This is a genomic window from Streptomyces sp. NPDC059371 (assembly GCF_042751995.1).
GTDB lineage: Bacteria > Actinomycetota > Actinomycetes > Streptomycetales > Streptomycetaceae > Streptomyces.
In genome coordinates, this window is record NZ_JBHYXD010000013.1 from 1 (window position 1) to 11,437 (window position 11,437).

At 72.2% G+C, this 11,437-nt stretch carries 6 protein-coding genes; 3 read left to right on the forward strand and 3 right to left on the reverse strand.

Features of this window, described 5'->3' with window-relative positions:
• Positions 1-127: 127 nt before the first annotated feature.
• Together ACFXGX_RS10300 and ACFXGX_RS10305 are read right to left on the reverse strand one after the other, a co-directional pair.
• Positions 128-892 (reverse strand): crotonase/enoyl-CoA hydratase family protein, encoded by a 765-nt coding sequence (locus ACFXGX_RS10300; RefSeq protein ID WP_384787596.1) that lies wholly within the window; start codon positions 890-892, stop codon positions 128-130.
• Between the two features lie 140 nt (positions 893-1,032).
• Positions 1,033-2,016: a YbhN family protein gene (locus ACFXGX_RS10305; RefSeq protein ID WP_384787599.1), complete on the reverse strand. Its 984-nt coding sequence runs from the start codon at positions 2,014-2,016 to the stop codon at positions 1,033-1,035.
• Between the two features lie 195 nt (positions 2,017-2,211).
• Between ACFXGX_RS10305 and ACFXGX_RS10310 the strand changes: the two genes are divergently transcribed.
• Positions 2,212-4,116 (forward strand): ABC transporter ATP-binding protein, encoded by a 1,905-nt coding sequence (locus tag ACFXGX_RS10310; RefSeq protein ID WP_384787856.1) that lies wholly within the window; start codon positions 2,212-2,214, stop codon positions 4,114-4,116.
• A 90-nt stretch (positions 4,117-4,206) separates the two neighbouring features.
• Here ACFXGX_RS10310 and ACFXGX_RS10315 read toward each other — a convergent pair whose 3' ends face one another.
• Positions 4,207-7,428 carry an alpha-L-rhamnosidase gene (locus tag ACFXGX_RS10315; RefSeq protein ID WP_384787602.1) on the reverse strand — a complete coding sequence of 1,074 codons (3,222 nt, stop codon included), beginning with the start codon at positions 7,426-7,428 and terminating at the stop codon, positions 4,207-4,209.
• A gap of 618 nt (positions 7,429-8,046) precedes the next feature.
• Between ACFXGX_RS10315 and ACFXGX_RS10320 the strand changes: the two genes are divergently transcribed.
• Positions 8,047-10,173 (forward strand): glucose PTS transporter subunit IIA, encoded by a 2,127-nt coding sequence (locus tag ACFXGX_RS10320; RefSeq protein ID WP_384787605.1) that lies wholly within the window; start codon positions 8,047-8,049, stop codon positions 10,171-10,173.
• Between the two features lie 111 nt (positions 10,174-10,284).
• A complete protein-coding gene (locus ACFXGX_RS10325) occupies positions 10,285-11,166 on the forward strand; it encodes a PRD domain-containing protein (RefSeq protein ID WP_384787608.1) in 882 nt (293 codons plus the stop codon).
• The last annotated feature ends 271 nt before the right edge of the window (positions 11,167-11,437 follow it).

The following is an 11,437-nucleotide window of genomic DNA, read 5'->3' on the forward strand; positions in this document are numbered from 1 at the left end:
CGTCGCCACCGACGGTCACATCTCCGTCCAACGGCGACGGGCTGATGCACCGGCACGGCCCCGACCCACCCACCGGACCGGAACCGCGCGACCGCGGCGGCCGCCGCCGCGCACACGCCCGCCGGTGTCACACCTCGCCGAAGGCGCCATGGCGTCCCGCGCCGGAGGCGAAGCGGGCCGCGCCCTCCATGCCCTCCTCCAGGACGCCCATGCCGTAGCGGAGTTCGGTCCGCATGGCCTCCTTCTCGATCAGGCCCTCCTGGTCGAGGACCGAGGCCCGGTCGCTGCGCAGGCAGGACTGCGGGAAGCCGGCGATCTCGGCGGCCAGCCGCTCGGCCTCGGCGCGGGCCCGGCCGGCCGGGACGACACGATTGGCGAGCCCGATCTCGTACGCTTCCCGGGCGCCGACGGGACGGCCGGTGAGGATCATGTCCATCGCCCGGCTCGTGCCGATCAGCCGGGGCAGCCGTACCGTGCCCCCGTCGATCAGCGGCACGCCCCAGCGGCGGCAGAACACCCCGAAGACGGCGTCCTCCTCGGCGACCCGCAGATCGCACCAGAGCGCCAGCTCCAGACCGCCCGCCACGGCGTGCCCCGCGACCGCCGCGATCACCGGCTTGGTCAGCCGCAGCCGGGTGGGCCCCATCGGCCCGTCACCCTCCTCGGCGATCTCGTTCCCACGCTCGGTGCCGATGGCCTTGAGGTCCGCGCCCGCGCAGAAGGTGCCGCCCTCGCCCCAGAGCACGGCGACGCGCGCCGTCTCGTCCGCCTCGAACTTTAGGAAGGCGTCCGTGAGTTCGGCGGCGGTCGGCCCGTCCACCGCGTTCCGGGCCGCGGGCCGGGAGAGGACGACGGTGGTGACGTGACCCTGACGTTCGCTACGGACCGGCATCGCGCTGTCCCTTTCGGCGGCCGGCGCGCCACACCGCACGCCGTGGTCACTCCTCGGTATCACAGCACGCGGCGCACCGCACGGTCCTGGGACGGACGCGCTCGTGTCCCCCTCGCTCCGGACCGGGTCGGAGCACCGGGTCAGATCACCTTCCAGCGGACCAGCGCGCCGAGCGTCAGCGCCCCCGGCAGCAGCGGCACCCACACCGTGATGATCCGGTACGCCAGCACCACCGCCGTCGCCACGGCCACCGGGCCGCCCGCCGCGACCAGGGCCACGATCAGCGCGGCCTCCACCGAACCGAGCCCGCCGGGCGTCGGCACCATCGCGACCGCGATCGTCGCCGCCAGGTAGGCGATCATCATGTGCGTGGGCGACACCGGGAGGCCCAGCGCGCGTCCCACCGAGGCCAGTCCGGCGGCCTGGAGCAGCGGGAAGGCGAGCGAGCCGCCCCACAGGGCGAAGGCCCGGGACGGGCGGGTGTGCACCGAGCGGGCCTCTCCGAAGGCGGTGCGCAGGAAGGAGAGGACGGCCGTGCGCAGCTTTCGTACGAGAGCGAGCACGGCCAGCGCCGCGCACAGGGCCACCCCGACGCCGAGCAGCAGCGGCCCGGTCGCGCCGTCGGGTATCAGACCGTCGACCCGCAGCGCGCCGGGGAACGCGATCAGCAGGCCGACGAGCAGGGTCAGCCTGGCGACCGCCTCGGCCAGCAGATACAGCGCGAGCGCGGCCGAGGAGCGGGCCAGCGGCACCCCGCACACGGTCATGAACCGCAGATTGACCGCTCCGGCACCCAGCCCGGTCGGCAGCAGATGGTTCGCCGCGCCCGCGGCGAACTGCGTGGCCAGCAGGCGCCGGGCGGGCAGCCGTTCCATGACCGCGCCCTGACGGGTCACGGCCGCGGCCACCCAGGTCAGGCAGGTCGCGGCGGCCGCGGCGATGAGCCAGGGCCACTCGGCCGACCTCAGATGGCCGAAGCCCTCGGCGAGCACGGACCGATGGCGTACGGCCACCACGAGGACCAGTGCGAGCGGGATCAGACACAGGACCGGCCGGACGGCGGGCCGCAGGGTGAGGAGGCGGGGGAGCCGGGGCAGTGCCCGGGGAAGTCGTACGGCTGTCACATCTCGAGAGGTTTTCCACGCCGCACCAACGCGAGGTTGCGGGCGCGGGGACGGAGGCTGACACGCCGGGCAAGCCGTGGGACGCGCGGCCCGCGCGTCGCCCGCGGCGCCGGGGGAGGCCCACTCGCGTGAGTGCACCCGCCCCGATGCGTTGACCTCAACAAAGCTTGAGGTCCTACTGTCTCTCCCATGAGCATGGAGACCACAGCCTGGACACAGTTGCACAGTGTCATGAACGCCCAACAAGAGCGTCGTCCCTTCGACCGCGCGACGCTGCGCCGCATCGCCGCCTTCGCCCGCCCGCACCGCCGCCGTATCGCGCAGTTCGTCCTCCTCAGTGTGGTGACAGCGCTGCTGGCCGTCGCGACGCCGGTGCTCGCGGGGCATGTCGTGGACACCATCGTGGCCCACGGGGACGAGAGCACCGTCGTGCGTCTTTCCGTGCTCATCGCCGTCATCGCGCTCGCCGAGGCGGCCTTCGGGATCCTGGGCCGCTGGCTCTCGTCGACGCTCGGCGAGGGGCTCATCCTCGATCTGCGCACGGCTGTCTTCGATCATGTGCAGCGCATGCCGGTCGCGTTCTTCACACGTACACGTACGGGAGCGCTCGTCAGTCGACTCAACAACGACGTGATCGGCGCCCAGCGCGCGTTCAGCAACACCCTGTCCGGCGTCGTCGGCAATGTCGTGACCCTGCTGCTCACGCTGGTCGTGATGCTCACCCTGTCCTGGCAGATCACGCTGCTCGCGCTGGTCCTGCTGCCGGTGTTCGTACTCCCCGCTCGGCGGATGGGCAGCCGCATGGCCCGCCTCCAGCGGGAGGCCGCGGACCTCAACGCCTCCATGGGCACCCGCATGACCGAGCGCTTCTCCGCGCCCGGCGCGACCCTCGTCAAGCTCTTCGGGCGGCCCGGGGAGGAGTCCGCCGAGTTCTCGGCGCGTGCCCGGCGGGTGCGGGACATCGGTGTCCGTACGGCGATGGCGCAGTCCGCCTTCATCACCGCCCTCACCCTGGTCTCGGCCCTGGCGCTCGCCCTCGTCTACGGGCTCGGCGGCTGGTTCGCCCTGCGGGGCACCCTGGAGCCGGGCGCGGTCGTCTCGCTGGCGCTGCTGCTCACCCGTCTGTACGCGCCGCTGACCTCGCTGGCCGGGGCGCGCGTCGAGGTCATGAGCGCCCTGGTCAGCTTCGAGCGCGTCTTCGAGGTGCTCGACCTGAAGCCGCTCATCGAGGAGAAGCCGGACGCCCGCACGCTCCCGGACGATCCCGCCTCCGTCGAGTTCGACGACGTCCGCTTCGCCTACCCGTCCGCCGACAAGGTCTCCCTCGCCTCCCTGGAGGAGGTCGCCGCCCTCGACACCCGAGGCGGCGACGAGGTCCTGCACGGCATCTCCTTCCGAGCCGAACCCGGCCAGACCGTCGCGCTCGTCGGCTCCTCCGGCGCCGGCAAGTCGACCATCGCGCAACTCCTGCCGCGGCTGTACGACACCGACGCGGGCGCCGTGCGCATCGGAGGCGTCGACGTCCGCGAGCTCAGCGCCGCGTCGATGCGCGCGACCCTCGGCATGGTGACCCAGGACGGGCACCTCTTCCACGACTCGGTCCGCGAGAACCTGCTCCTCGCCCGGCCGGACGCGACCGAGGACGAGCTGTGGGACGTGCTGCGCCGGGCCCGTCTCGACGACCTCGTACGGTCCCTGCCCGACGGCCTCGACACCGTGGTCGGCGAGCGCGGCTACCGGCTCTCCGGCGGCGAGCGCCAGCGCATGACCATCGCCCGGCTGCTGCTCGCCCGCCAGCGCGTCGTCATCCTGGACGAGGCCACCGCCCATCTCGACAACACGTCGGAGGCGGCCGTCCAGGAGGCGCTCACCGAGGCGCTGGAGGGCCGCACCGCCCTCGTGATCGCGCACCGGCTGTCGACGGTACGGGCCGCCGACCTGATCCTGGTCGTCGAGGCGGGCCGGATCGTCGAGCGGGGCACCCACGAGGATCTGCTCGCGGCGGACGGGCGCTACGCGGAGCTGTACCGCACCCAGTTCAGGACCGGCCGGCCGCGGCACGAGGAGCAGCTCCCGGTCACGGCGGACGCGACGCCGTAGCGGCGTCGAATCCGCCGTGACCACCTGATCACCTCGCCCGGCCCGGTCTGCCCGGCCCCTCTGCTCCTTCGGCTACTCCTGCGGCCCCGGTCAGGTGGTGAACCGATGGCTGCCGGAGCCGACGCGGTACACCGCGCAGCCGTCCTCCGTGCGCAGGAAGGCGGCGCCGGTGTGCGCGACCGCGTCCGGGCCGCTCGCCGGAATCCACACCTCGGCCGTGGTGTTGGCGGGCACGGCGCAGGTGAGGTCGAAGCCGTCGGAGCGCTGTCGCCACCGGGTGGAGAGCGGGCCGTAGAGGGACGTGAACGTGGCCCGCGCGGAGGTGACGCCGCCGCCCGGCCGGGGACGGACGACGGTCTCCCGGTAGCCGGGCCCGCCCGGCGAGATGCCGGCGACGGTCGCGTACATCCACTCGCCCACCGAGCCGTAGGCGTAGTGGTTGAAGGAGTTCATGTCCGGGGTCTGGAAGCTGCCGTCGGGCCGGATGGAGTCCCAGCGTTCCCACATCGTGGTGGAGCCCTTGTCGATCTGGTAGCCCCAGCTCGGGAAGGAGCGCTGCAGGAGCAGCCGGTAGGCGACGTCGGTGTGCCCGGTGTCCGTGAGGACCGGGAGCAGCCGGGGGGTCCCGAGGAAGCCCGTCGACAGATGCCAGTCCCTCGCGCGGATCAGGTCGACGAGCCGTCCGGCCGCCGCCGTGCGCAGGGCGTCCGGAACCAGGTTCATCGACAGGGCGAGTACGTACGCCGTCTGCGTGTCGCCCCGCACCTTCCCGTCGGCGCCGACGTAGGCGTTCCGGAACGCCTCCCGGACGCGGTCGAACAGGCCGGTCCAGGGCGCGGGATCCTCGCCGAGCGCGGTGGCCATCCGGGCCGCGAGGTCGGCGCTGTGCGCGAAGTACGCGGTGGCGATGACGTCCTTGGGCGTCTCGTCCGAGACGTTCAGCCAGTCGCCGTAGCCGTCCGCGGGCCGCAGCAGGCCGCGGCTGTGGCGCTCCAGGTAGCCCAGCCACGCCCGGACGGACGGCCAGGCGTCGGCCAGGATCTGCCGGTCCCCGTAGGCCTGGTACAGCGACCAGGGGACGGTGACACCCGCGTCGCCCCAGCCCGCGACCCCGTTGCCGACCGTCCCGACCATGGGCGCCACGTCCGTGAACGCGCCCTCGGCCGTCTGACCGTCGCGCAGGTCCACGAGCCACTTGGCCAGGAAGCGCGCCGACTCCATGGTGTAGGCGGCCGTGGGGGCGAAGACGTTGATGTCACCGGTCCAGCCGAGCCGTTCGTCACGCGCGGGCGTGTCCGTGGGGACGGAGAGGAAGTTGCCCCGCTGGCCCCAAGTGATGTTGCTGTGAAGCTGGTTGAGCAGGGGTACGTCGGTCTCGAACTCCAGCGTGAAGGGCGCCGACGTATGCATGACGCGGCCGGTCACGGCCCCTGCGGAGGGAGTCCCGGGGAACCCGGTGACCTCGACGTAGCGGAACCCGTGGAAGGTGAAGCGCGGCTCGTACGTCTCCTCGCCGCCACCCCTGAGGATGTACGTGTCGGTCGCCGCCGCCGAGCGCAGATTCGCGGTGTAGAGGGTGCCGTCCGGGTTGAGGACCTCGGCGTGACGCAGCCGCACGGTCGTCCCGGCCTCGCCCGAGACGCGCAGCCGGACCGAGCCGACCATGTTCTGGCCCAGGTCGAAGACATGGACGCCCGGGGCGGGTTCGGTCACCTTCTCGGCGGGCCGTTCGGCGGCCACGCGCACCGGGCCGTCGAGCTGCGCGACGATCCGGCGGGGCGCCGCGTCCCCGGCGGCGCGGACGGCGAGCCAGGTCCTGTCGTCGAAGCCGGGGGAGGTCCAGCCGTCCGTCTCCGCGCGCGCGTCGTACGTCTCGCCGTTCAGCAGGTCGGCCGCGACGATCGGTCCGGCCGCGGCCCGCCAGTCGGTACCCGACATGACGCGCTCGGTCGTCCCGTCGGCGTACTCCACCTCCAACTGCGCCAGCAGCGCCGGGCGTTCACCGTACTGGTGGGGTCCGAACATGCCGACGCTCCCCGCGTACCAGCCGGGTGCGACCCAGACGCCGATGGCGTTGGCCCCGGGCCGCAGGAGGGACGTGACGTCGTACGTCTGGTATTGGACGCGCTCGCGGTAGTCGGTCCAGCCGGGGGCGAGCTGGTCGCGGCCCACCCGATGCCCGTTGAGGTGGGCCTCGTACAGGCCGAGGGCCGTCGCGTACAGGCGCGCGCGGACCACTCTCCTGCCGGGCAGTGTGAACGCGTGGCGGAGCTGGTTCGCGGCGAACGACGCCGGAACGACTCTGCCCCAGGGGCCCGCGCCCCATGCGGCGGCCACCTTGGCGGCCGGCCAGCCGCCGTCGTCGAAGCCGTCCCCGCGCCAGCCGTCGGCGGGCTTCGCGTCCGTGGCCCGCCAGGACGCGTCGGTGACGATCCGCCGCTCACCGGAGGCGGTGGTCAGCGTGAGAACACCGACCAGGCCGGCGGGCCCCACGGTCGCGTTGGCCGCCTCCACCGCGAGGACGTTCCGCCCCGGGCGCAGCCGTCCGAGGACGTCGACGACGGCCGGACGGCGCCAGTCCTCGTGCTCGGTCGCCAGGTCGGTACGGGCCACTTCGGCGCCGTTGACCGACAGCGAGAAAACGTTGTCGGCGCTGAAGGCGATCTTCGCCGCCGTGACACCGTCGGGAACGTCGACGACCCGCCGGAACCACCGCGTGGCCGCCGGGGCGCTGCTCGCCGGATCACCCTCGGGGAACCAGATCCACGCGCTGCCCTCCAGGGAGGGCGCGTCCGTGAGGGCGGTCGGAGCCGAGACCCACTCCGCCGACCACGGCGTGTCCAGGAGACCGGTCTCCCACCAGGACGGCGCGCTCCAGCCGGAGGCCGCTCCGTCGGTGTCCCAGACCCGCACCGACCAGAAGTAGCGCGTGCGCGGCGCGAGCCGAGGACCGGCGTACGGGACGAGGGCGGACTGGTCGGACGTCACCTTCCCGCTGTCCCACACGTCGGGCCGGGACAGCCCGGACGCGCTGGTGGCGACGCGGATCCGGTACGCGCTCTGCCGCGTCCCCGGTGCGTCCGAGACCATCGGCCAGCTCAGCCGGGGGTGTGCTGCGTCGAGCCCCAGCGGGTGCTCGACGTACTCGACGGTCGGAGCGGTGACGCGCGGGGCCGCGCGCCGGGCGCGCGGGCCGGCCCCTGCGGTTGCCGACGAGGGCGCGGCCGAGGCCGGTCCCGCTCCGGCGGCCGTCGCCGCGACGGCTCCCGCCGCACCGGCCGCGCCCGCCAGGATGTTCCTCCTGCTGATCAACTGGGGCCCCTCACCTAGGAGTTGTGAATCGTTTCACGGCGGTGAAGGTAGGGGCGGGGGAGGTGGCGGTCAACAAGTGCGGCGGTATTTTCGGGAATTCGGCCATGCTTATTCGTGTCATCGACCAGATCGGCCGGTTCGCGTGCTCGAACATTGAACGGTTTCAATTGATCGGAAGGGGTGGACTGCCGTCGGCGTGCGGCCGGCTGGAGGGGGCGTGTCTCGCGCGGCGGCCGGCGTTCCGCTGCTCGCGAGTGTGCAGTCAGGTGCTGCCCCGGGCCGGGCGTCGCGCCGGAGGTGGCAGAATGCTCCGGCGCTGCTCCGGCGCTGTCCGGCGCCGCCCCGTGGTGCCTGGTGCCGCGCGCCCGCCGCGTGGTCGCGTGGTGATGGTCACGAACGCCGTCGGAGCCCGTCGCCGCGCTGCTATAGTCATTTCCGATCGATCTCGATCGCAGGATTGTTACTCCCTACAGAGACGCCACCGGCGTCCGATGTGAGGGAGGCAAGGCCTGGGAGGCGCCCCGTGCGCTCCCCGGGCCTTTTTTGTTGCCTCGGTCCGTGCGCCAGAGATCGCGGACCGAAGCAGGATCGCAAGAATCAGGGATGCAAGGACGCGTCATGAACACACCCACACCCGGTGCGCTGGCGGAGAAGATCCTCAGTGGCGTCGGCGGCTCCGAGAACATCGAGAGCCTCACGCACTGCGCCACGCGCCTGCGCTTCCAGCTCCACGACGGTGAGAAGGTCGACCAGGCCACGCTCGACGCCCTCGACGGCGTCATGGGCACGGTGTCCCAGTCCGGCGACCGCTTCCAGATCGTGATCGGCGGAGCCGTCGCGGGCGTCTACTCGGACATCATGAACCTGCCGTCGATGACCGGCGGCGCCACGCCCCGTCCGCAGTCCGACGCCGAGGTCAAGGCCGAGATCCGTGCCAAGGGCCGAGGCCGCCTCGCCTGGCTCGACAACTTCTTCGAGTACCTCTCGGACTCGTTCCGGCCCCTCCTGGGCGTGCTGCTCGGCGCCTCCCTGATCATCGCGATCGCCTCCATGCTCGACGCCTTCGGCATCGTCGACTTCCGGTCCGCGGACAAGTCCGCCACCTGGGTCTTCGTCGACTCGATGTGGCGCTCGGTGCTGTACTTCCTGCCGATCATGGTCGCCTACAACGCGGCCAAGAAGCTGAAGATCGACCCCTGGGTCGGCGCCACCGTGATGGCCGCGGTGATGACCCCGAACTTCACGGGCATGATCGGGTCCAAGACCCCCGGCGTCACCACCACCACCAACGCGACGCTGGGCACCTCGGAGTCCGTCGCGCACGTCTTCGGGCTGCCGATGCAGCTCAACGACTACGGCGGCCAGGTGTTCGTGCCGCTGCTGATGGTCGCCCTGCTCGCCCTGGTCTACAGGGGCCTGAAGCGGATCTTCCCCGAGAACGTGCAGATGGTCTTCGTACCGTTCTTCAGCATGCTGATCATGATCCCGCTGACCGCGTTCCTCATCGGTCCCATGGGCGTCTGGGCCGGCAACGGCCTCGGCACGGGTCTGTCCTGGCTGAACGGCAACGCCCCGATCGTCTTCGCGATCGTCATCCCGATGCTGTACCCGTTCCTGGTGCCGCTCGGTCTGCACTGGCCGCTGAACGCGCTCATGCTCGTGAACATCAACACCCTCGGGTACGACTTCATCCAGGGCCCCATGGGCACGTGGAACTTCGCCTGCTTCGGCGCGACCGCCGGTGTCCTGCTGCTGTCGATCCGTCACCGTGAGAAGGACATGCGCCAGACCGCCACCGGCGCCCTGGCCGCGGGTCTGCTCGGCGGAATCTCCGAGCCTTCGCTGTACGGCATCCACCTGCGCTTCAAGCGGATCTACCCGCGCATGCTCGTCGGCTGCCTCGTGGGCGGTGTGATCATCGGTGTCCTGGGCGGCGTGAACACCAAGGCCTTCGCCTTCACCTCGCTGCTGACCATCCCGGTCTTCGACCCGATGATCAAGTACATCATCGCGATCTCGGCGGCCTTCTTCACCTCGATGGCGCTCGTGTACTTCGCGGACTACCGCACCAAGGAAGAGCGCGTCCAGGCCAACGCCGAGCGCGACGCGGCCGAGGCGGCCGCGGGCGGCAAGGCCGTCGTCCCCGCCCAGACCGTGGCGGCCGACGACCGCGAGCTCGTCGCCGTCGGTGCCGCCGCCACTGCCACCGGTGCCTCCGCCGGTACCGTCGCGGGGGCCGCCGCCGCGGCCGGGACTCCCGTCGCCGCCGGCGAGGCTCCCGCCGCCAGGAAGGGCCTCGAACTCACGGCGCCCGTCGCCGGCCGTGTGGTCGGCCTCGGCGAGGTCGAGGACCCGGTCTTCGCCTCCCGCGCGCTCGGCGAGGGCGTGGGCATCGAGCCGTCCGACGGTCACGTCGTCGCCCCGGTCGACGGTGAGCTGATCACCGTCGCCGACACCGGCCACGCCTTCGGCATCCGCACCGCGAACGGCGTCGAGGTCCTGATCCACGTCGGCATCGACACGGTGAAGATGCAGGGCGAGGGCTTCGACGTGCGCGTCGCGGCCGGGCAGAAGGTCTCCGCGGGTGACCTCCTCGCCGAGGTCGACCTCGGCGCCGTACGCGCCGCGGGACACCCGGCCGTCACCCTGATGACCGTCCTCAACACCGCGGACATGACCTCGGTCGAGCCGCACACCGGGCAGGACGTCACCGCCGGCACCCCCGTGGTGACCGTGCTGCGGTGATCGGCCGCCCTTGATCCGATCCGGCGCGTGCACGCCTCCCGAGAGGGAGCGTGCACGCGCCGCGTCGGTGTTCGGGAGACGATGGAGATCGGACGGAAAGGAGGGCCGGCGGTGAAGGCTGTGCGTGTCCTGAACAACAACGTGGTCCTCGCGAGCGACGAGAAGGACCAGCCGGTCATCCTGACCGGGCGCGGCATCGGCTTCAGCTCCCACCAGGGCAAGCCCGTCGACCCCACGCTCATCGAGCGTGTCTTCGTCCCGGCCGACGGCCGCGACCCCGCCGCGGGCTCCGGCCCCGACGCGGACCCCGACCGGCTGGCCGAGGCCATGGCCCTCATCAGCGAGGAGATCCTGGAAGCCGTCGTGACCGCCCTCGGCGACGCCGGTATCGAGGGACGCGAGTCCACCCGCCCCACCCTCGCCATCGCGGTCGCCGACCACGTCGCCGGAGCGCTGGACCGGGCCGCGCGGGGCATCGTCATCGAGTACCCGCTGCGCGCCGAGGTGCAGACCCTGTACGCCACCGAGTACGCCCAGGCGCAGCTCCTGCTCCAGGCCATCAACGAGCACGTGACCCCGCGACTGGAGGCCTCCGAGGCGACCCCGCTCGCCCTGCACCTGGTCAACGCGGGCTTCGTCTCGGGCGATCTGTCCTTCACCTACACGATGACCGGGGTCATCCAGCAGATGCTCGCCGTCATCAGGGAGCGGTACGGGCTGGACGTCTCCCACGAGTCCATGAACGTGGCGCGGTTCATCACGCACGTGCGCTATCTCTTCGTACGGATCCAGCAGCGCCGGCAGCTCAAGGGCCACGAGTCCACGATCGGGAAGGGCATCCGCCAGTACTACCCGGAGGCGACCCGCACCGCGCAGCAGCTCGCGACGATCGTCGAGCTGCGTCTGGGACGCCAACTGAGCGAGGACGAGGTCTCCTATCTGGCGCTCCACGTGGCCCGCATGACCATGGAGGCCGACGACACGGCGGCGTGAGACCCGGTGGGCCGGGCCGGTCACCTGAGGCCCGGCCCACCGCTTCGCCCGCTCCGGGCATCGGCGGCCTCGGGGTGAGAACTACTTCTCCGTCGTGCGGAGCCCCGACGCCCGCAGTACCGACCGCACGGTCTCGTCGTCGATCCGGTGCCCCAGCCGGTCGAGGGGGGGGGGGGCCCGGGCGCGGGGGGGGGCCCGCCCCCGCCCGCGGCCCCCCGGGGGGGAGGTCGTGGCGGAACACGACGGGAGCGTGGTTTACGGCGGGGGGGCG

Coding starts and splice junctions, on each gene's coding strand:
- ACFXGX_RS10310 (WP_384787856.1), top strand. CDS start 2,212: ATGGAGACCACAGCCTGGACACAGTTGCACAGTGTCATGAACGCCCAA.
- ACFXGX_RS10300 (WP_384787596.1), bottom strand. CDS start 892: ATGCCGGTCCGTAGCGAACGTCAGGGTCACGTCACCACCGTCGTCCTC.
- ACFXGX_RS10320 (WP_384787605.1), top strand. CDS start 8,047: ATGAACACACCCACACCCGGTGCGCTGGCGGAGAAGATCCTCAGTGGC.